Source organism: Nocardioides dokdonensis FR1436, from assembly GCF_001653335.1.
Lineage (GTDB): Bacteria > Actinomycetota > Actinomycetes > Propionibacteriales > Nocardioidaceae > Nocardioides > Nocardioides dokdonensis.
In genome coordinates this window covers 4,309,727-4,329,136 of sequence record NZ_CP015079.1, presented here as the reverse complement: position 1 = coordinate 4,329,136, position 19,410 = coordinate 4,309,727, and the positions used below count along the sequence as shown (strand labels likewise).

Below are 19,410 nucleotides of genomic sequence, written 5' to 3'. Positions count from 1 at the left end.
ATCTATTGATCGGCCAGTTCCGCTGACAGCGGCCAAATCTTGAAGGGTCCTATTATGGCGACGACGGCGGTGCACCACGAGCGGAGCGGGAAGCGCGAGCCGGAGGCGGAGGCGGGTCCACTCCTGCGGTTGTTGCTCCGTCGCCGCGGACTGGTGCTGTTGGCGGCGCTGCTGCTCATGATTCTGGCCGGCGTGGCCGGGCGGGATGCCGGAGACAAGCTGACCTCCGGTGCCTACCTGGACCCCTCGGCAGAGTCGCAACGCGCGGCCGAGCTGCTGACCAAGCAGTTCCCCGGCGGGCCGCCGAACCTGATCCTGGTCGCCGAGGTGGGCACCGGCACCGTCGACTCTGCGGCAGGTGTGGAGTCGGGGCGTGAGCTCACCGGGCAGCTGGCCGAGTCGCCCGGTGTGGGCGGGGTGCACTCCTACTGGGCGAGGCCGGACCCGTCGTTGCGCGCGGACGACGGGCGGTCCGCGCTGATCGGGCTGCAGCTGACCGGCGGCGAGCATGCCGCGCAGGAGACCGCGGCGAGGATCCTCGGCGACCTCGGGGAGGACTCAGGATCGTTGCGGGTGAGTGCCACCGGGTCCGCCGCGGTGGGTCTGGCGGTCGACGAGCAGGCCGAGAGTGACCTGGTCTCCGCGGAGATGGTGACCTTGCCGATCACCCTGCTGGTGCTGCTGCTGGTCTTCGGCTCCGCGGTGGCGGCCGGTCTGCCGCTGCTGGTGGGTGCCGGTGCGGTGGTCGGCACCCTGGCCGTGTTGGGGCTGCTGGCCGAGGCCACCACGATGTCGTCCTACGCGTTGAACCTGACCACCGCTCTGGGGTTCGGGCTGGCGGTGGACTACAGCCTGTTCCTGGTCACCCGGTTCCGTGAGGAGCGCCGCGCCGGCCGCACCGTCGACTCCGCTGTGGTTGTCGCCGTGCGCACCGCGGGCCGCACGGTGGTGTTCTCGGCGATCACGGTGGCGCTGTCGCTGTCGGCGCTGCTGTTGTTTCCGATGCCGTTCCTGCGTTCGCTGGGCTACGCCGGGATCGCGGTCACCGCGCTGGCCGCCCTCACCGCGGTGGTCCTGATCCCGGCGATGCTTGCCCTTGTCGGGCACCGGCTCGACCGGGCCGACCTGTTCGCCCCGGTCCGCCGGCGGATGACCCGGCGCCGCGCCCGGGTGGGGGAGGACCGGCTGACCTGGCACCGGATCGCTGCCCTGGTGATGCGCCGCCCCGTGCTGGTCCTGGGTTCGGTCAGCGCCGTGCTCATCCTGCTGGTGCTGCCGTTCGCCGGCGTGCGGTTCGGGCTGCTGGACCACCGGACCCTTCCCGCCGACCACCCCGTGGCCGAGACAGCCGAACGGCTGGCACGGGACTTCCCCAGCGCGGCCGAGGACCCGATCACCGTGGTGATGCCCGGAGGCGACGCCACGCCGGTTGGTGAGGACGAGCTGGACGAGTACGCCGCCCGGCTCTCAACCCTGCCCGGGGTGGCGACCGTGGAGACGGCCACCGGCCAGTACGTCGAGGGGCAAACGACTGCTACGACCGGCCAACAAGCAGAGGTTCTGAACGCCCGCTACACATCCGCGGCCGGGACCTGGGTGGCCGTCACCCCGTCGGCCACCGACCCCGCCGACGCCCGCGGCGTCGTGCGCGACATCCGCGACCAGCCGGCACCGGGGGCGGTGCTGGTTGGCGGCTCCGCGGCCACCCTGGTCGATGCCACCGACACCATCGCCGACCGGCTGCCGTGGGCGCTGGGCGTGATCGCGTTGTCCACCTTCGTCCTGCTGTTCCTGTTCACCGGGTCGCTGCTGATCCCGGTGAAGGCGATCGTGACCAACCTGCTCAGCCTCAGCGCCACCTTCGGAGCCCTGGTCTATGTGTTCCAGGAGGGTCATCTGCGCTGGCTGGTCGGCGACTTCACCCCGACCGGCACCCTGGAAACCACGTTGCCGGTCCTGGTCTTCTGCATCGCCTTCGGCCTGTCGATGGACTACGAGGTCTTCCTGCTGTCCAGGATCACCGAGGCCCACCGCAACGGCGCCACCACCACCGAAGCCGTGGCCCAAGGGCTGCAACGCACCGGGGGGCTGATCACCGCCGCGGCCGCCATTCTGGTCACCGTCTTCCTGGCGCTGGCCGCCTCGAACCTCACGGCCCTGAAGGTGATCGGCGTCGGCCTCACCCTCGCCGTCGTCCTCGACGCCACCATCGTCCGCGGCCTGCTCGTCCCCGCCATCATGCGGCTGGCCGGCGAGGCCAACTGGTGGGCCCCCGCGCCGCTACGGCGCCTTCACAACCGCCTCGGCCTCACCGACTGACCCACTCCGCCACCCGGACAGGAGAAACATCATGACGACTACCTACGACGATCCGCGGCGCTGGTGGGCGCTGGCCGCCCTCGGCCTGGCCGTCCTGACCCTCGGCTTCGACATCACCATCATGAACGTCGCCCTGCCGACCATCGCCACCGAGCTGGAGGTCGGCACCGACGCCTTGCAATGGATGGTCAACGCCTACGTCCTGGTGATCGCCGGCCTGATGCTCACCTGCGGAGCGCTCGGTGACCGGCACGGCCGAAAAAGGCTGCTCCTGATCGGACTCGGCCTGTTCGGGATCTCCTCGGCCGCTGCAGCCTGGGCCGGCGCCGCCGCCTTGGTGATCGCCGCACGCGGCGTCATGGGGCTGGGCGCGGCCATCATGCTGCCGGTCGCCTTCGCCGTCCTCGCCGCCCTCTTCGGCCCAGCCGAACGCGGCAAGGCGGTCTCATTCCTGGTCATGGGGCTCGGAATCGGCATCCCGCTCGGGCCGATCATCGGCGGCTACCTGCTCGAGCACTTCTGGTGGGGCTCCATCTTCCTGATCAACGTACCGATCGCGATCATCGGCGCGATCGCCATCGCGGTCCTGCTTCCGGAGTCGCGCGACCCGGCGCCACGCCGCCCCGACGTCCTGGGAGCGGTGCTCTCCACGGCCGGGCTCACCTCGCTCGTCTACGGGGTGATCGAGGCCCCAGGTCGGGGCTGGTCGGATCCGGTCACCATCGGCCCAATCGGTGCCGGAGTGGTGGTGCTGACGGGCTTCGTGGCCTGGGAGCTGCGGGTACGCGACCCGATGATCGACCTGCACCTGTTCGCCCAGCCCCAGTTCCTGTGGGCCAGCATCGCCGGCGTCCTGGTCACGTTCGGCATGCTCGGCCTGCTGTTCGTCGTCCCGCAGTACCTCCAGTTCGTCGCCGGCCACGACGCCCTCGGCACCGGTATCCGGCTGCTCCCGCTGATCGGCGGACTGGTCGTCGGCGCCCCGGCCGGGGAGCGGCTCGCCGCGCGCGCCGGCTACCGAGTGCCGGTCTCAGCCGGCCTGGCGGTGCTCGCAGCAGGTGTGGCAATCGGCGCGTTCACCGATCTGCAGTCCAGCTACGGGTTCGTCGCAGCCTGGCTCGCCACAGCGGGACTCGGGATCGGGGTGGCGCTCGCGCCCGCCATGGACGCCGTCCTCGACGCTCTTCCTACCGAGCAAGCCGGGTCCGGTACCGCGATCACCATGACCCTGCGCCAGACAGGTGGTGCCCTCGGCGTCGCCCTGCTCGGCAGCCTGCTGTCTGAGGGCTACTCCGGACGACTGAACACCGCCGGCCTGCCGCCCGAGGCAGCGGAAACCGCCCGCGAATCCATCGCCGGCGCCCTCGCCGCCGCCACCCGCCTCGGTGACCCGGCCCTCGCCTCCAGCGCACATGCCGCCTACCTGCACGGCATGTCCCTGGTCCTGATAGCCGCAGCGATCACCGCCGGGCTCAGCGCTTTACTCACCGCGCTGCTCCTACCCGGCAGACCCACCGCCGGTGGCGATCATGACCGTCGCTCGCCACGCGCGACCACCGTCCCCGAGGCCAGGGAGGGCTAACCGATGCTGATGAACAACGTGGGGACCTTCATGGTCACCAGCCCCGCCAAACCGTGTCCTCCAGCGTGGCGTCGAGATCCCGACCACGCGGCGGCTCGGGGAGCGCACTCCGGGGCCCGGGCGCTGGAGATCGGCTGCCGAGTTGACGCTTTGCGGGAAGTCGTTGGATCCCCGGCTATGCCGCGATGCTCACCGACGGGGCACGGGTCTATCGCGAGCTCTCCACGATCACCGCCGGGCAAATCGAGGCGCTGCGGCTTGCACGGTTTCAGCGACCGCGAGATCGTCGACGTGGTCCTCCACGTGACTGATCGCGCGTTCAATGTCGCCGACGGACTTCAGCCCGAACCCGGTCATGTCGCGTAGCCTCGAGAGCCGCCGCGCATGGCGTGAAGCACGTGGTCGATACCCTCGGAGCGTGAGCCTTCCCGTGCCAGTCGCGGCGTCAGTGGATCCTGCGCTGCGGTTGGCCGGACTGCTCCTGGTGCTCGCAGGTCTGTTCGGCATGCACGGACTCAGCGGTCAGACCGGTGGTCACGACGCCGAGGGCATGAGCATGCAGACAGCTTCGCCAGGGCTCATGCCGGCGTCCTCGATGGGCATGGACGCCTCCGACCTTGCCGCGATCCCCACGGGCATCGTGTCGGACGCTGGGCTGACGGCCGGCAACCAGGCAGAGGACCTGCTCGAGGTTGTCACCGGGTCAGGTCACGGTGGCATGGCGATGGGCGCCATGTGCCTGGCCATCCTCGGCGCCGCGCTGCTCGCCCTGCTGCGGCTCCTCCGTCGGGTGCGGTTAGCACCAGTGGTGTGGGCGCTGCCTCGACCTACGCGAGCGATCGTCCCTCGTGGGCGGGATCCCGACACGCGATCCCTGATCGAGCTGTCGATTCAGCGCTGCTGAGCAGCTGCGGAGCACCCCTGTGGTGGCTCCGCTGGCTCCGCATGCCCTCATTCGACAGACCACTCAGGAGATACACCTATGAAGAGAACACTCATGTCCGCCGCGTTTGCCGTCGTGGCAGCATTGACCGTCGCCGGCTGCGGCAGCGACACCGATTCCAAGGATTCGACCGATAGCACCGGCGCGCAGTTCAACAACGCCGACGTGAAATTCGCCCAGTCGATGATCGCCCATCACGAACAGGCCATGGAGATGGCCGAAATGGCTCAGGAGCGCGCCGCCAGCACCGAGGTGAAGCAGCTCGCCGACAAGATCGAGGCCGCTCAGGGCCCCGAGATCGACACCATGACCGGATGGCTCGAGGACTGGGGTCAAGAGGCCTCGCCCGACTCCGAGGGCGGGATGGATCACTCCGGCAGCGACATGTCCGGAATGATGACTGATGCCGACATGGAGAGTCTCGGTACCGCTTCCGGCGCCGAGTTCGACCAGATGTTCCTCACCATGATGATCGAGCACCACACTGGTGCCATCGAGATGGCGCAGACCGAGCAGCAGAACGGCGAGAACCCCGATGCCATCGCGCTTGCCGAGAAGATCGAGGCCGATCAGACCACCGAGATCGCCCAGATGGAGGACCTCCTCGGGTCCTGAATGCCGCCGAGGTATCCACTCTGGCGTGGCCCGCGCGCACCTCGTGCGGGTCACGCCGGGTCGGAACGAACGAGTACTCGATGGCCGCCCCACGTCGCCGCGCCTCTCCATTGGAAGGAACCCACATGTCACCGGCTAAAGCGCCCCACAGATCAGTACTTCGCCGGTTGTCCGCCGGCACGGGGGTCGGTGTTCTGCTGCTCGGCTTGCTTCTGGGCTGCGGCAGCGACCCCGCGAACGACGACGCATCTGGTCAGGCCGAAGAATCAGGCGGATCGGTTGAACCGGACGGAACCTCGATGCCCCCGTGGCCAGCACCGGCCGACGTACCCGCTCGGGTCGCCAGTGCGGGCCTGGACCTGGGACCCATGGGAACGGCCGAGCACTACCACCCCCGGTTGCGGATCATCATCGACGGCAAGGACGTGCCAATACCGGCCAACATCGGCGTCGACCCCACCACCGGAGCGATGTCAGCGGTTCACACCCACGAGACCGACGGGACGATCCACATCGAGGCCGACACCGCCGGTGAGACCTTCACGCTGGGTCAGCTGTTCACCCAGTGGGGAGTCACGTTGACCTCGACGCAGATCGGCGGGGTGAGGGCACAGGACGGCCAGCAGCTGCATGTCACCAGCAACGGAGCACCCGTCGCCGGCGACCCCAAGGACCTCCGCCTGGAGCCCGATCAGGTGATCGTGTTGCGCATGCCGTGAGACACCCGTGCTCGACACCCAACCGTGGGACACGCGCGGGGGGCTTCGCCTCGCGATCGTCACCTGGATCGAACCGGAGACAACTGCTGGCCGCCGCCAGCGGGGGCCGCCCTGGCCAAGGTCACACCCCGGTCGAGGTTGAGCTTGTCTACGCGGCCGCAGACGCGCTCTGATCGACACACACCCCCGAGTGTGAACCAAGCCGGGGGCAGACCCCCAGCCGGTCAGTGGGGCTTTGCCCCGTGCTCAGGGTCGGTCATGGCCTTCGTGTCGCTGGCGGCGGCGTTCAACGCTGCTGCGAGCAGTGTGGGTCGGCGGGAGCTGACCAGCCAGTACGGGGTGGGATCGTTTGGGTCCTCGATCGCGATCCGTACCCCCGTTCGGATGTAGGGGCGCAGGAGGAGGTAGGCGCGGGCGTTGGCTTCGGGGCCGGCGATCGACCGCATGTCGGGTGCGTCGAGCACCTGAGTCGGGCCGAGGTAGTGGAGCTGGATTCGGGCTCGCCCCGCGTGCAGCCATTCGTCGGTTACGACGATCCTGGCCGACCCGTAGGCGTGGAGCAGGGCTGTCAGGAGGACCATCAGGATCGTCGTGATCCCCCAGGCGAGGGCTTCCGGGACGGCGACGATCATGGCGACCCAGAAGCTGGCGACCATGAGCGTCCACTGAATCCACCAGCGCGGGGGTACCCGCAGCCGCTCGTGGTAGCCGCTCGTCTGGCGGTGCACAGCAGCCTGCCTCTCGTTGCGCTCTGTCCGGGCACCTGTGAAGGCGCACGGTGAAGGTGGGTGGTTAGCGCCTCGGGCGGATGCAGACGTAGGCGAGGGCGACGCCGAAGCCGGCGATGATCGGGCCGACGGCGCCGAGCGTCCGGGACTCGGGTTGGTTGCCGACCACGCCCCATGCGAGCAGGGTCCAGTAGCCGCCCAGGGTCATCATGGCCACGGCGGGCGGGATGCCGAGCGCCAGGATGCGTCGCCGCGGTGTCTTGGCGTAGCGGGGTTGGTCCATTGCGATGCCTCTTGTTGGGTTCTGATGTCGCCATGCCGGTGTGTCACGGCGGGTTGGGGTCCTCGGCGCCCGCGCTGTATTCCCAGTGCCAGGGTTCGGGTTTGGAGCCGCCCTGCTGGGCCCAGGTTGGATTGGTCCAGCCGGTGTCGATGGCGTTGGCCAGGAGCCAGGTGTACTCGTCGGTGCCGAAGCTCTCGGCGCCGCCGCACAGGTCGATGGCCACTCCCCAGCCGTGGTTGCTGGTGCCGGGGCGAGCGGCCAGCCCGGGCTTGGCCGCGCTGAGGCGTTGTTGGGCGTCGAGGCTCCGGTAGGCGTCTGTCATGCAGAGCGGCTCGTCGAACTCACGGTGGTAGCTCTCGGAGAGGCGCCACCAGGCCTGGGCTGCGTCGCCGCGGAGGTGGAGTCCGTCGGTGGGGAGTTCGCAGAGGTTGCTGTCGGCGATGAGGCCGTTGGGTTCGCTGGTCTCAGCGGGGGTGGTGTCGCAGGTGGCGAGCCAGTCCGGGAGCGGTGGCTGGGCTGCGGCTCTGCTGATGGAGCCGCGGCTCACGGGTGGTCGCCGGTTGGTACGTCGGTCCTTCTTCTGGCTACTGCTGCTCGTGACGACGCCGGGGCGGGTGGCGTCGTCGGCTCGGGGCTCAGGCTCAGCCGGTGGCGTCGCGCCGCTGGCGGCAGATGTTGGTCCCGGAGTGCTGGGGCCGATCAGGTCGATGGCCCACGCGATGGGGCCGGCCACGGCGGCCAGGGCCAGCGCGGCGGAGAGTGTGAGGCGTCGGCCCGAATGGTGGCTGGTGCCGGGGGCGGCACGGTGTCGACCGACGGTGTTGGTGTCGGTGTTGGTAATGCGTGATCGGGTTGGTGTGTCCGCTCGCCGTCGTCCGCGGGGTGTGGGGGACCTGGGTGCGCGCGCCGTTGCCCTGTGCTGTGGATCAGCTGGCACGTGGCATGACTCCTCACTCAGGACCCTGGTCGCGTCGTGTCGCGACCGGACTTCTACTATACGAAATAGTAGAAGTGGTGAGGAGTGAGGACCAAATGCCTAGATCTTCCGGACCGGAGGTCACCCTGAGTCCAGCCGACCCCGGTCCAACCGTAAGAACCGGCACCCGGGGCGCGTGGGTCGGGCCGGCGTTCCAGGTCGCGGCCCGGGTCGAGGCGGCGACCTGGATCGGGCTGCTGCTCGGCATGGCGTTCAAGTACGTGGTCGCCGACGACGATCTGGGCGTACGGGTGTTCGGCCCGCTGCACGGAGTCGCGTTCATCGCCTATGTCCTGGTGACCATCGTGGCTGCCCGCAGGTTCGGATGGTCCTGGCGGCTGCTCCTGGCTGGCCTGCTGGTGAGCATTCCCCCGGCCTTCACGTGGCCCTTCGAGCAGTATGTGGCCAGGCGCGGCCACCTCGACGGCGACTGGGCATCCTCCTCTGCCCGGCCAGGGCCGCCCCGATAGCCACCGGGCCACCAGAGCACCAGGACGCAGGCCCGCGACGAGCCAGGCGGCGGCCAGCCCGCGGCACCCCGAGCGGCCCGGACGCGGAGCCGGAGTAGCCGGCGAGTCGTTCGCTCTTCTCTGCCCGAGACGACAACGCGACCATCAGGAGGCCGATCGTCGTAGTGGCCGTGAGGTCGCGCGCACGGCGCCCGGCTGGCAGACACCAGCACGTCAGGGACCCGGAGTCGGGGGCAACCCGGCCGCGGAGAACCACGCCGGCCCCGCCGGTTTGAGTGAGACGGCGACGGCAAGGCCGGCGACGAGGACGACGCCGAGACCCGCGGCTGCGGCCACCGATCGACGTGTCGTCGGCGCCGGGGTCACCCTGTGTCGGAGCTGCTGCGACGGGCTCGCGACAGCCACCCGACGAATCCGAGCGTCAAGAGTGCGGTGAGGAGCCCTATCACGATCGTCGAAGTCGTTGATCCTCCAGAGTCTCCACTCTCGCGCGGCTCTTCCGGTGACGGTGGTGGAGGGTCATCGTCTTCGTTGGGGGACGTGTCGTTGGGGGATGTGCCGCCTTTCCTAGGGGTTTGGGTGTCAGGGCTCTGGGCGACAGGTTGGTGTCGATCGACGGCGGCGCTTGGGTCCGAGGCGTTGTCGGCCGCGGCCGACGAGGTGAGCGCGATCGCCCATGCGGTGGCCAGCGGTAGGAGCAGGACCACCGCCCACCATCTTCGGCCGCTGCGGACCGTGGGCACCCCGTTCACTTGGCCAGGCGGCTCGGCCCGGGTTCGTGCTGGCCTGATCTGTGGGTCTGTCATGGCTCTGTTATGCGCCGAAGAGGAGGTAGAGGCCCATGAAGGTGTAGCCGACCATGGCGAACAGCAGCGCGAGCTGGCCGGTGATGAGGTGGCGGCGTGCGAGCAGGGTGAGGGACCGGTCGTGTGCCGCGATGACGCCGAGGACGTGGCCAGTGACGATGGCGAGGACCTTGATGCTGGCCAGGGCCGAGGGGTTCTGGGAGAGCCAGTAGTTGATCTCCAGGTCTGCGGTGCCGAACAGGTTCGCGCCGGTGCCGCCGGGATCGCTGATCAGGATCAGCGTCTGTTGGCCGTACTCGACGAGGAAGGAGAGGTAGTGGGCGATCATGTACCCGACGATGATCGGCACGATCGCGTGGGCCAGCCGTCGGGGCAGCTCACGGCGCGGGGTTCCCTGTGGGTCGACGCCGGTGGCCATGCAGGCGGCGGTGAAGGTGATGCCGACGACCAGGATGATCAGCAGCATCAGGCCGGTGCCGAGGCGGGTGCCGTCGATGGTGTTGGACTGGACGAACCGGATCCAGGTGCCCGAGTTGCTCCAGCTGTCGTAGGCGGTGCTGCCGAGTAGTACGGCGACGACGGCGACCAGCCCGGCTTCGGGGGTGATGCGGGCGAGGTTGCGCAACGGGCTGACGAGGACGAGCCTCCCAGCAGGGTTCCGGCTCCATGGGGAGAGGTGTCCGACGAGGGTGGAGTAGACCTCGAAGGGGTCGGCACGGGAGATCCAGGTGGTGCCGAAGACGGCCCATCCGACGAGCATGGCTGCGGCGTAGAGGGCGAACCAGAGGCGGACGAAGTCGAGGTCGGTTCCGTCGGGTGAGACGAGTTCAAGCCAGACGAACGCGAAGAGCCCGAGGCTGGCGGGCCAGTATCCGAGCCACGGCGGGTAGGGCCGGAGCGCTTCACCCTCTCCGTCACTGTGTCTGTCGCTGTGGGCGCGGCCGACGGCCTTGTCGAGGAGCTCCAGGAGCGTGCGGACGGGGTTGACCGCACGGTAGGCGGAACCGAACAGCAGCGACACGGGGACGAGGCCGACCCAGAGCCAAGCGTAGGCGACGCCGAAGACGGGGTTGGTCAGGTCGTTGGGGCCGAGGACGGCGGGCCAGAGCATGAACACGAGGAAGAGCAGACCGAGGGTTCGCAGCGCGATCTTCAACGCGGGACCGTCGAGGACTCGGGCGATCGGTGGCGGGACCAGCAGCTCGTGGCTGGCTGTGTCGAACCGTGCTTTGCGCCAGGCCAGGAGCAAGACGGCGAACGAGATCGTCAGGGCCGCGGTGCCGCCGACGATCGCGAGATTGGCCGGGATCGGCAGGTCGTCTGCGCCGCCGAGCCCGTGGGCGGAGATGTTGGTCAACGCACTTCCAGGATCGCGACGACCGCGCTGGTCTCGTGGTCCTCGACCTCGACGCTTCCGGGGGTCTCGACGGTCATCTCGGCGCGCGTCTCACCCTCGCCGAACTCGACGAACTGCTCGGGCTTGGAGTGCACGTGCAACTCGCCGGCGCGGTCGGAGGTGATGTTCCACACCAGCGTCTCGTTGACGGCGAGTGAGAGCTCTTCCGCGTTGGGGGCGACCTTGTCGCCCTCGATGCGCACCTCGATGGTCGGTCCGGCCGGCGCCTCCTCTGTGGGTAACGCCGACTGGGGGGGCGAGGTTGAGGGCGACTCCTCGGGGGACCCGCTGCCTGAGTCGTCGGAGGCCTTCGCGGTGACCTCCGGCGCATCGGCGGTTGATTCATCGTCACCGCCGGAGCAGGCGCTGAGAGCCAGCACGGTGGTCAGGACGGCCGCGATCAGGCGCGCGTTACGCATGAAGTCTCCTTCTGGGTGGCCGGGGGACCGGTCGTGACGTCGCCTCCAAGCCCCACGGCGTCAGCGTGGGAGACGGCGACGCAGATCTACTATGCCGCATAGGACAATGCCGCTTGGACGGGGCGCCGCACCGGACGCGTTCGACGGTACGCGTGCTTGGGGAGGGCGGGGGTTCGGTCAAGTTCGGGTCGCGGTGACCAGCCAAGCGGCGCCGTCGAGGAACACGCCGTCCTCGCGCACGTACGGGGCAAGGGCGGTGGCGACCGCCTCCCAACCCTGGACGGTGGCGGCCGGGCCGGCACCTCCGAACACAGCGTCGCCGAACTCACTTTGTCGCAGGAACCGCAGGGCGTCGCTCAGGTCCGCGCCCTGGTACATCGGCGCCACGGTCGGCTGGACCTCGACGTCGGCGAATCCGGCCTTGGCCAGCAGCGCCTGGGTGCGGGTGGGGTCGGCCAGCGAGAAGGCGGCATAGGACCAGTTGTCGGCGGTGAACTCGGGTGTCGGCACGTGCTCGAGTGCCGCAGTCAACGGAACCATCAGGTGCTGCTGATGGGTTAGGTCCTGCCAGCAGGTGAACACCAGCCGACCGCCCGGGTGGAGCGCGGTGCACAGGTTGGCGAAAGCAGCGTAGGGGTCGGCGAAGAACATCACACCGAACTGGCTGAGTGCGAGGTCGAACTCCTCGAAGCCGAGGTCCTCGGTGGTCTGGACGTCGGCGCGGATGAAGCGTGCGTTGTCGAGGCCGAGCTCGACGGCCCTGTGTTGAGCGACCTGCAGCATAGGGCTGGCGACGTCGACACCGACGACCTTGCCATGTGGTCCGACCGTGGTGGCGGCGTCGATGGTGCGATCACCCATGCCACAGCCGGCGTCGAGGACGCGCATACCGGGACGCAGTTGAGCGGCGGCGAGGAGGGTGCTGCCGAAGGGTGCATGCATGCGCTCGTAACGGGCTTGCTCGGTGACCCAGAGTTGCCCGACTTCGCCCTCCCAGGCCCTGATCATGGGTGAGTTGTCTGGCTCCATTGCCCGCTCCATCGCCGGTTCCATCACTGTTGTCTCTTGTCGTGCACCAGGCCGAGGCGGCGCGGCCACCTACCCATCCACTACGATGCAGCATAGTAGTTGGTGTCGAGTCGAGGACGTGCGCGTGAGTACCCAGGTGAGAGTGGCCCTGCTGATTGCCGGGGCGTTCGTGATCGCGATCGGTGGCCTGCTGTTCTGGGCCGGTCGTGACGATGCGGCCGAGCCCGGCTCGGACGCCCCCGGTGGTGCTGCTGATCCGCGGCTGGTGCGCGAGGACAGCCGCATCATGGGTGAGGAGGGCTCCAGTGATGTGGTGCTCGTGGAGTTCCTGGACTTCGAGTGCGAAGCCTGCGGGGCCGCCTATCCGATCATCGAGGACCTCCGCGAGGAGTACGCCGGCGAGGTGACGTTCGTGGCTCGCTACTTCCCACTGCCCGGGCACTTCAACTCCGAGCGCGCCGCCCGCGCGGTGGAGTCGGCGGCGAGGCAGGGCAAGTTCGAGGAGATGTACCAGCGGATGTTCGGGACCCAATCCTCCTGGGGTGAGCAGCAGGAGCCCTTGGACGACCTCTTTCGCGAGTACGCCGTCGAGATCGGCCTGGACATGGACCAGTACGACGCCGACTACGCCTCTGACGAGGTGGCGGACCGGGTTCAGCGCGACGTCGCCGACGGCACCGACCTCGGAGTCCAGGGGACCCCGACGTTCTACCTCAACGGCGAGCTGTTCGAGCCGACCTCGGCCGAGGACTTCAACACCGCGATCGACGACGCCCTCAACCAGTGAGTGGGGAGTGAGGGGCGCGTGAGACCAGCATCGGGGAAGACCATGCCGGACGCAGCGGTCACCGACCCGGCAGTCACCAACTGCAGCGCAGTTGTCGCCGAGACACAGATTGGCCGGGACACGAACCAGACGACCGGCCAGCCGACGGATGACACGGCGAGGGGGCGGTCGCTCGGGGCTCGTCCCGTGTCGGATCGTGCTCTGGCGTGGCTGATGCTCGTGGGGGGCGTCGTCGGTTTCACGGCGGCGTTCGTGCTGGCGGTGGAAAAGATCGCGCTACTGACCGACCCGAGCTACACGCCCTCGTGCAGCCTGAACCCGGTGCTCAGCTGCGGGTCGGTGATGCAGACAGCGCAGGCCGAGGCTTTCGGGTTCCCGAATCCGTTGCTCGGGGTGGCGGCGTTCCCGGTGGTTGCCGCCACGGGCGCCGCGCTGCTGGCGGGCGCCCGGCTGGCCCGCTGGTACTGGCTGGGGCTGCAGGCCGGTGTCACCTTCGGGTTGGTGTTCGTGGGATGGCTGATCTTCCAGAGCCTGTACCGGATCGGCGCCTTGTGCCCTTACTGCATGGTCGTGTGGACGGTGATGCTGCCGCTGTTCGGCTACGTCACGCTTCGCAACGCCACCACCGGGATGTTCGGCGCGAAGGTCGGCGGGAGCCGGGTGGTGCGGGTGGCTGCGCAGTGGCACCTGGTGGTGCTGACGACGGCGGTCGTGGTCGCGCTGGGCCTGATCGCAGACCGGTTCTGGTACTACTGGTCGACCCTGGTCTGAGCGCGACATGACTAGCATGAACGTCGTCGGGGTGGGGGTTGTCGCGTGAACGGGCTGCAGGACACCGTTCTCTCCGGCTCCCTCCTGTTGGCGGCCGTGGTCGCCGTCGCCGCTGGGGTGGTGTCCTTCTTCTCCCCTTGCTCGCTGCCGCTGTTGCCGGGCTACCTGTCCTATGTGGCCGGGGTGTCGGGCCAGGAGTCGACGGTCGTGCGCGAGCTCCAAGGTCATGCGCCGACGGCACGCGGTCGCACGATCGCGGGTGCGGGGTTGTTCGTGCTCGGGTTCGCGGCGGTGTTCACCAGTTACGGCGCGTTGTTCGGTGCGTTGGGTTCCCAGCTGGTGCGCCACCAGGAGGACATCATCCGGTTCTCGGGGGCGCTGACGGTGCTGTTCGGGCTGGTGTTCGCGCTCGCAGGCGCCCGGGTTCCGCTCCTGGGACGAACGGTGCGGCTGCGGTACCGTCCGCGGGTCGGGCTGGCCGGCGCGCCGCTGCTGGGTGTGGTGTTCGGGGTGGGGTGGACTCCCTGTATCGGCCCCGCGTTGGCTGCGGTGCTCACGTTGGCGACGAGCTCTGCGACGGCGGGTCGTGGCGCGGTCCTGGCGTTCGCCTACAGCGTCGGGTTGGGTCTGCCGTTCCTGCTGGCGGCGTTCTCGGTCAGTGGCGCGATGCGGCGGTTGGCGTGGGCCCGGCTCCACGCTAGGGCGATCGCGCGTGCCGGCGGCGGGTTTCTGATCGTTTTGGGGGTCCTCCAGTTGACCGGGGTGTGGTCGGAGTGGATGGCCGCGATGCAGGCCCTGATTGCCGGCTGGCAACCCCCCATCTAGTTACACCCACGACTGCGATACGGGCAGAACGGATCGAATACCGCGGGACCGGCCCCGGTTGGCAGAAGGGACAGGAAGGGATGGAAGGCGAGGCAATGGTCAGCAGACCCAGCACACCTGGTCCGCCGAGTTCACCCGGTTCATCTGGGGCGCCGTCCCCGTCTCGGACCCCGGGGACGCGGATCCTGTCCCTGCTGGTCGTCCTCGCCGTGGTTGGCCTGGTTGCGTGGCTGATCGCCAGCCGTTCAGACGGTGGTGACCCGCGGGCACGGTCCGCCGACGGGTCGGTGGTCGAGGAGTTCGAGCCTGACGACCGGATCGAGGGCGAGCCGTTCCAGGCACGGACACTCAGCGGGGATCGGTTCGATTCCGGCGATCTGGCCGGCCAGGTCGCGGTCTACAACGTGTGGGGGTCGTGGTGCGTGCCCTGCGTGGCCGAGGCACCCGAGCTGGTCGAGGTCGCGGAGGAGTTCACCGGCCAAGTGCAGTTCGTTGGCATCAACGTGCGCGACAACGACGCGGCCGCGCGTGCCTTCGAGCGCGATCACGACGTGCCCTACGACAGCATCGTCTCCGCCGATTCGAGCCAGCCGATGCTCGCCTTCCAGGGAGCCCTGGCCGCCGCGGCGGTGCCGACCACGCTGGTCGTCGACCCCGAAGGCCGGGTCGCGGCCCGTGTGGTGGGGCCGGTGACTGCGAGCACGCTACGTGCCTTGATCGAGCCCGTGCTGGCCGAGACGGATGCGCAGGACTAGAGCCGCCGCGGGGCGCCGGCCCAGCGGTGCCCGATCCAAGGGGAACCGTTTCGACAGCAGCCGGTCCGGGAGGCATAGGTCGGGCAGGCACCGCCGTACCGGGTCGGCTCGACGTGTCATCGTCGTCTCGGCGCTGGTGGCAATGGTGCTGGGTGGTACAACTGCGGCGGTCAGTAGCGGGCTCGGGCGGCCGCAGCCCACGGCGGCAAGAACACCTCCACCAGATGCGTCGCCCACGCTCGAGGAGTCAGCCGCGGAACCGGCTCCGTCGCCAGGGCCGCCGCCCGCGTCCCGACCGGAGATGCGGGCGAGGGACGGGCCAGGGCGGGACCGCACCGGCCGCGCGCCGGCCGGATCGAGGTCCACACGCGACGCGATGAGGCAGGGCAGAGGTGAGGATCCCGGCCGCCGGGTCCGGTGAGTTCGTCGTGACCGCGCCCCCAAGCAGCACCGCCGACCACGCTGCCGGAGCCGGGGACCTGACCTACACGGTGGAGATCGAGGAAGGTCTCCCGTTCGCCCCGACGGTGACTGCGCGGACGATCGACGGCATCCTGGACGATGACCGTGGCTGGCCGACCGTGGCCGGCCGCTCGTTCCACCAGACCGCCGATGCTGGTGAGCTGCGGATTCTGCTCGCCACACCGGCAACCACCGATGAGCTCTGTGCGCCGCTGAAGACGAATGGGGAGGTCTCCTGCCGCAACGGGGACCTGGTCGTGCTCAACGCCCGGCGGTGGGCCTTCGGCACCGACGACTACCAGGATGCGGTGCCGATGTACCGCACCTACCTGGTCAATCACGAGGTCGGGCACGCCATCGGGTACGCCCATGCCGAGTGTCCCGGACCGGGGGAGCGGGCGCCGGTGATGCAGCAACAGACCTACGGGCTGGACGGCTGTCGTCGTAACCCTTGGCCGAGCGCCGGCTGAGTGCCACGACGCACGCCCGGCCAGGACGGAGCGACCAGTCGGCTGGTGGCTCAGCCGAGGATCGTGGTGCAGCCAGTGATGACCATCTCGACTAGCGGGGACATCGCCAGCGCGACTGGCGTCGCCAGCAGGGTGGCGGTGCCCAGGAAGACCGCGAGGCTCTGGCGTCGCTTCCATGGCTTCCACGGTCCCGAGGCGGCCGCGAGCCGCTCCACCCGGGCCACTGCGGCCACGTTGCCGGCGCCGAGTCCGGGCTCGGGCACGCCGTCGGCGGCGAGGCCGGAGCCGAGTGTCACCAGGGCGCGCGCGAGCCCGTGGCGGTCGTGTGCGGCGTCGTCGGCCTGCATCTCGATCAGGGTGGACACCTGCTCGTGTGCTACTCGGAAGACCGCCAGAGGGCCTAGCGCGCGGCGCAGCACGTCGGCAAGCGCGAGGGCTAGGTCGTGGCGGGACCGCAGGTGTGACCGCTCGTGGGCCAGCACGAGTTCCAGCTCGTGTGTGTCCAGCATCTCGAGGGCGGCGCTGGTGACCACGACCCGTTTGCGCAGTCCTGGGAGGCAGTAGACCAGTGGCTTGGGGTGCTTGACGATCACGAACCCGTCGGGGTGCTCGGTGCCGAGTACGCGCAGCAGGTTCAGCTGGGTGCTGCGGCCGCGGGCGGCGTTGACCACGGTCGAGGTGGTCAGCCACAGCATCCGGATGGCGAGCCCCGCTGCGGCCAGAGCGGCGAGGTAGGCGACCCAGATGCCTGCTGGGGTCTGGTAGTGCTCGATGACCTCGGCCGGGGTGGTGCGGCACAGCCGGGCGATGAACTCAGCGAGGGGTGTGAGCGGTGCGGCGAGGGTGAGGCCGACGAGCGCGATCGCGGCGACGACCGAGACCGTCAGCGCCTGCCAGGCCAGGATGCCCCAGCCGGGAGCTCGCTGCACCCAGGCGGCGCCGAGAAGAAGCCGCGGGCCGAGGGCGGCGGCTAATGCGACGAAGACGAGGAGGACGGCGGGGGCAAGCACACGCTCACTCCTTGTCGCCTGGATCGCGGGGCTGCCTGCCGTGCTTGCCGAACTTGGCCAGGGCGGTGCGAACTTGGACCTGTTCTTCTGAGGAGAGCTGCTCGACGAAGTTGAGCAGGGCGGCGCCACGGTCGGGGGTCTGAGCGAGGACGTCTTCGAGCATGCTCGCGGTGTGGTCCTCCTGGGACATGACCGCGGTGTACACATAGGCACGGCCCTGCTTGTGCCGGTGCACCAGTCCCTTGCGGTGCAGGTTGTCGAGCACGGTCATCACCGTGGTGTAGGCGATCTTGCGCTCCCGCTGGAGATCGTCGACGACCTCGCGCACCGAGGCTGGACGATCCCAGTCCCACAGCCGGTGCATGACTGCTGCCTCGAGTTGTCCCATCTGCCTCATCCGACCTCCACACCCCCGCACCCAACCCGACTGTCTACTATGCTGCATCGTAGTCCGATGGGTTCGTCGCGTCTCGTTGCTGCTCTTGTTGGCTCCAGTTCCGTCCTCAGGGTCCCATGTCCTCCAACTCTCCCGCACCTCGCGGCCGGGCCGTGGTTCCCCGCGCCGCGACCCGCACCGGGCCTCCAGGAGACCGACACAGCCTCAGCGGCGTGCTCGGCGGGGGCAGCACGATCGGCCGGCACAGCAGCCTTGTCAACGCGGTCGGTGCCGCCGGAGGTGGACTGGTGGCCGCGCTGTGCTTCGAACCGGTGGGCGCGGGCTGGCTCGCACCGGTCGCGATGGCGCTGCTGTGGGCCGGCGTGGCCCGCGCACCGCTGAGGTTCGCGGCCCTGTCCGGGCTGTGCTTCGGTCTGGCCTTCATGCTCGTGCTGTTGTGGTGGTTGGAGGACTCGATCGGTTGGGCGGCCTGGCTGGGCCTTTCCGGTGCCCTGGCGGTGAGTGTCGCCGTGGCCAGCGTCGGGGTGCGCGCGGTGGCGTCGCTCCCGGCCGGGCCGGTGTGGGCCGGGGCGGTGTGGATCGGTGTCGAGTCGTTGCGCAGCGGCTGGCCGCTGGGAGGTATGCCGTGGGGGCGGCTCGGGTTCACCGCCATCGACACCCCGTGGCAGCCGCTTCTTCCCTACGCCGGGGTCACCGGGACCGGGCTCCTCATCGCGACCGGAGGCTTCGCATTTGCCCACGCCTGCAGCGTCTTCCTGCGCCGCACCTCGCGGCGTCGCGCAGCGGCCGCCGGGATGTTGGCGGGGGTTTGCGCGGCCGTTCTCGCAGGGGCGACTTGGCCCTACCGGGTGCCGGCGGCCGCGACGACCATGGTGGCCGCGGTCCAAGGCGGCGTGCCCGGTGATGGCCGGGATCTGGCTGGCCATCACCGGGCGGTCACCCGCAACCATGTGGAGGCGACCACGGCGCTCGCCGACAGCCTCACCTCCGAGCAGCGGGAGTCGCTCGCGTTGGTGGTGTGGCCGGAGAACGCGACTGCCGTCGATCCGGTCCGTGACCCGGTTGCGCGCGAGGGCATCGAGGAGGCCGTGGCCGCCGTCGGCGTTCCCGTGCTGGTCGGGGGGATCTTCGATGGCCCGACCGCTGAGACGGCCTACAACCGCGGACTGCTCTGGAGACCCGACAGCGGACCCAAGGTCGGCGAGGGCGGGGTGTACACGAAGACGCATCCGGTGCCCTTCGGGGAGCACATTCCGTGGCGGTCGGTGATCGGCGGCTGGTCCTCGCGGTTCGACCGCATCCCACGTGACATGCTCCCCGGCCAAGGCGAGGGACCACTGTCGGTGGACGGGTTACTGGTGGTGGACGCGATCTGCTTCGACGTCGCCTACGACGACGTCCTTCCCGGCCAGGTCGCTCGCGGTGGACAGATCGTGGTGGTGCAGACCAGCAACGCCACCTTCACCGGAACCAGCCAGCCCGAGCAGCAGTTCGAGATCACTCGGGCTCGGGCAGTTGAGCTGGGGCGGACGGTCGTGGTGGCCTCGACCAACGGTGTCTCCGGGGTCATCGCCGGCGACGGCGAAGTGACCCAACGTGCAACAGGGGAGGAGACCGCGACGCTCGTTGCCGAGGTTGAGCTCGCCGA

Annotated in this window: 20 protein-coding genes and 1 pseudogene; 12 read left to right on the top strand and 9 right to left on the bottom strand. The window is 69.4% G+C overall.

Annotated elements, in window-relative coordinates:
• The first annotated feature begins 54 nt into the window (after nt 1–54).
• Together I601_RS20355 and I601_RS20350 are read left to right on the top strand one after the other, a co-directional pair.
• Nucleotides 55–2,319: an MMPL family transporter gene (locus I601_RS20355; RefSeq protein WP_084527916.1), complete on the top strand. Its 2,265-nt coding sequence runs from the start codon at nt 55–57 to the stop codon at nt 2,317–2,319.
• 31 nt (nt 2,320–2,350) lie between these two features.
• Nucleotides 2,351–3,901: a DHA2 family efflux MFS transporter permease subunit gene (locus I601_RS20350; RefSeq protein ID WP_068113908.1), complete on the top strand. Its 1,551-nt coding sequence runs from the start codon at nt 2,351–2,353 to the stop codon at nt 3,899–3,901.
• 228 nt (nt 3,902–4,129) lie between these two features.
• On the opposite strand, the gene I601_RS21875 is transcribed toward I601_RS20350, so the two are convergent.
• A complete protein-coding gene (locus tag I601_RS21875) occupies nt 4,130–4,258 on the bottom strand; it encodes a hypothetical protein (RefSeq protein WP_257734204.1) in 129 nt (42 codons plus the stop codon).
• A gap of 61 nt (nt 4,259–4,319) precedes the next feature.
• On the opposite strand from I601_RS21875, the gene I601_RS20345 reads away from it, so the two are divergent.
• The 3 genes from I601_RS20345 (at nt 4,320) to I601_RS20335 (ending at nt 6,178) form a co-directional block, all read left to right on the top strand.
• A complete protein-coding gene (locus tag I601_RS20345; protein ID WP_157520373.1) occupies nt 4,320–4,805 on the top strand; it encodes a DUF6153 family protein in 486 nt (161 codons plus the stop codon).
• Nucleotides 4,806–4,883: 78 nt separating this feature from the next.
• Nucleotides 4,884–5,459 (top strand): DUF305 domain-containing protein, encoded by a 576-nt coding sequence (locus I601_RS20340; protein ID WP_068113904.1) that lies wholly within the window; start codon nt 4,884–4,886, stop codon nt 5,457–5,459.
• 167 nt (nt 5,460–5,626) lie between these two features.
• The gene (locus I601_RS20335) at nt 5,627–6,178 is read left to right on the top strand and encodes a hypothetical protein (protein ID WP_237089498.1); all 552 of its coding nucleotides are present in this window, start codon (nt 5,627–5,629) and stop codon (nt 6,176–6,178) included.
• Nucleotides 6,179–6,402: 224 nt separating this feature from the next.
• Here I601_RS20335 and I601_RS20330 read toward each other — a convergent pair whose 3' ends face one another.
• The 3 genes from I601_RS20330 to I601_RS20955 form a co-directional block, all read right to left on the bottom strand.
• Nucleotides 6,403–6,906 (bottom strand): DUF3093 domain-containing protein, encoded by a 504-nt coding sequence (locus I601_RS20330; RefSeq protein WP_068113897.1) that lies wholly within the window; start codon nt 6,904–6,906, stop codon nt 6,403–6,405.
• A gap of 64 nt (nt 6,907–6,970) precedes the next feature.
• The gene (locus tag I601_RS20325) at nt 6,971–7,189 is read right to left on the bottom strand and encodes a hypothetical protein (RefSeq protein ID WP_068113892.1); all 219 of its coding nucleotides are present in this window, start codon (nt 7,187–7,189) and stop codon (nt 6,971–6,973) included.
• A 43-nt stretch (nt 7,190–7,232) separates the two neighbouring features.
• Nucleotides 7,233–7,922 (bottom strand): M15 family metallopeptidase, encoded by a 690-nt coding sequence (locus tag I601_RS20955; RefSeq protein ID WP_218917719.1) that lies wholly within the window; start codon nt 7,920–7,922, stop codon nt 7,233–7,235.
• Nucleotides 7,923–8,221: 299 nt separating this feature from the next.
• Here I601_RS20955 and I601_RS20315 point away from each other — a divergent pair, with 299 nt between their 5' ends.
• Nucleotides 8,222–8,635 carry a DUF3817 domain-containing protein gene (locus I601_RS20315; RefSeq protein WP_084527912.1) on the top strand — a complete coding sequence of 138 codons (414 nt, stop codon included), beginning with the start codon at nt 8,222–8,224 and terminating at the stop codon, nt 8,633–8,635.
• A gap of 813 nt (nt 8,636–9,448) precedes the next feature.
• Here the strand turns inward: I601_RS20315 and I601_RS20310 are convergent.
• The 3 genes from I601_RS20310 to I601_RS20300 form a co-directional block, all read right to left on the bottom strand.
• Nucleotides 9,449–10,798 carry a hypothetical protein gene (locus I601_RS20310; RefSeq protein ID WP_068113887.1) on the bottom strand — a complete coding sequence of 450 codons (1,350 nt, stop codon included), beginning with the start codon at nt 10,796–10,798 and terminating at the stop codon, nt 9,449–9,451.
• Nucleotides 10,795–11,256, bottom strand: a complete 462-nt coding sequence (locus tag I601_RS20305; protein WP_068113884.1) for a hypothetical protein — start codon at nt 11,254–11,256, stop codon at nt 10,795–10,797. Before I601_RS20305 ends, I601_RS20310 begins: the two co-directional genes overlap by 4 nt.
• A gap of 177 nt (nt 11,257–11,433) precedes the next feature.
• Nucleotides 11,434–12,309: a class I SAM-dependent methyltransferase gene (locus tag I601_RS20300; RefSeq protein WP_084527910.1), complete on the bottom strand. Its 876-nt coding sequence runs from the start codon at nt 12,307–12,309 to the stop codon at nt 11,434–11,436.
• 100 nt (nt 12,310–12,409) lie between these two features.
• Between I601_RS20300 and I601_RS20295 the strand changes: the two genes are divergently transcribed.
• From I601_RS20295 to I601_RS20275, 5 genes are all read left to right on the top strand, one after another.
• Nucleotides 12,410–13,072 carry a DsbA family protein gene (locus tag I601_RS20295; protein ID WP_068113876.1) on the top strand — a complete coding sequence of 221 codons (663 nt, stop codon included), beginning with the start codon at nt 12,410–12,412 and terminating at the stop codon, nt 13,070–13,072.
• 42 nt (nt 13,073–13,114) lie between these two features.
• Nucleotides 13,115–13,843, top strand: a complete 729-nt coding sequence (locus tag I601_RS20290) for a vitamin K epoxide reductase family protein (RefSeq protein WP_084527906.1) — start codon at nt 13,115–13,117, stop codon at nt 13,841–13,843.
• A 45-nt stretch (nt 13,844–13,888) separates the two neighbouring features.
• Nucleotides 13,889–14,668, top strand: a complete 780-nt coding sequence (locus I601_RS20285) for a cytochrome c biogenesis CcdA family protein (protein WP_068113874.1) — start codon at nt 13,889–13,891, stop codon at nt 14,666–14,668.
• A gap of 287 nt (nt 14,669–14,955) precedes the next feature.
• Complete coding sequence (locus I601_RS20280; RefSeq protein ID WP_169834729.1) at nt 14,956–15,423, top strand: TlpA family protein disulfide reductase; 468 nt, start codon at nt 14,956–14,958, stop codon at nt 15,421–15,423.
• Nucleotides 15,424–15,815: 392 nt separating this feature from the next.
• Nucleotides 15,816–16,355, top strand: coding sequence for a DUF3152 domain-containing protein (locus tag I601_RS20275; RefSeq protein ID WP_068113871.1), 540 nt, complete (start codon nt 15,816–15,818; stop codon nt 16,353–16,355).
• 50 nt (nt 16,356–16,405) lie between these two features.
• Here I601_RS20275 and I601_RS20270 read toward each other — a convergent pair whose 3' ends face one another.
• Nucleotides 16,406–17,365, bottom strand: a complete 960-nt coding sequence (locus I601_RS20270; protein ID WP_068113868.1) for a M56 family metallopeptidase — start codon at nt 17,363–17,365, stop codon at nt 16,406–16,408.
• A gap of 4 nt (nt 17,366–17,369) precedes the next feature.
• Nucleotides 17,370–17,753, bottom strand: a complete 384-nt coding sequence (locus I601_RS20265; RefSeq protein WP_237089497.1) for a BlaI/MecI/CopY family transcriptional regulator — start codon at nt 17,751–17,753, stop codon at nt 17,370–17,372.
• Nucleotides 17,754–17,878: 125 nt separating this feature from the next.
• Here I601_RS20265 and lnt point away from each other — a divergent pair.
• A pseudogene (gene lnt, locus I601_RS21810) lies at nt 17,879–19,399 on the top strand (apolipoprotein N-acyltransferase); the annotation flags it as partial.
• Nucleotides 19,400–19,410 lie beyond the last annotated feature (11 nt).

Excerpts from the sequence above, each read along its gene's own strand:
- I601_RS20355 (WP_084527916.1), top strand. The coding sequence starts at position 55 with ATGGCGACGACGGCGGTGCACCACGAGCGGAGCGGGAAGCGCGAGCCG.
- I601_RS20350 (WP_068113908.1), top strand. The coding sequence starts at position 2,351 with ATGACGACTACCTACGACGATCCGCGGCGCTGGTGGGCGCTGGCCGCC.
- I601_RS21875 (WP_257734204.1), bottom strand. The coding sequence starts at position 4,258 with ATGACCGGGTTCGGGCTGAAGTCCGTCGGCGACATTGAACGCGCGATC.
- I601_RS20340 (WP_068113904.1), top strand. The coding sequence starts at position 4,884 with ATGAAGAGAACACTCATGTCCGCCGCGTTTGCCGTCGTGGCAGCATTG.
- I601_RS20325 (WP_068113892.1), bottom strand. The coding sequence starts at position 7,189 with ATGGACCAACCCCGCTACGCCAAGACACCGCGGCGACGCATCCTGGCG.
- I601_RS20315 (WP_084527912.1), top strand. The coding sequence starts at position 8,222 with ATGCCTAGATCTTCCGGACCGGAGGTCACCCTGAGTCCAGCCGACCCC.
- I601_RS20305 (WP_068113884.1), bottom strand. The coding sequence starts at position 11,256 with ATGCGTAACGCGCGCCTGATCGCGGCCGTCCTGACCACCGTGCTGGCT.
- I601_RS20300 (WP_084527910.1), bottom strand. The coding sequence starts at position 12,309 with ATGGAACCGGCGATGGAGCGGGCAATGGAGCCAGACAACTCACCCATG.
- I601_RS20290 (WP_084527906.1), top strand. The coding sequence starts at position 13,115 with ATGCCGGACGCAGCGGTCACCGACCCGGCAGTCACCAACTGCAGCGCA.
- I601_RS20265 (WP_237089497.1), bottom strand. The coding sequence starts at position 17,753 with ATGGGACAACTCGAGGCAGCAGTCATGCACCGGCTGTGGGACTGGGAT.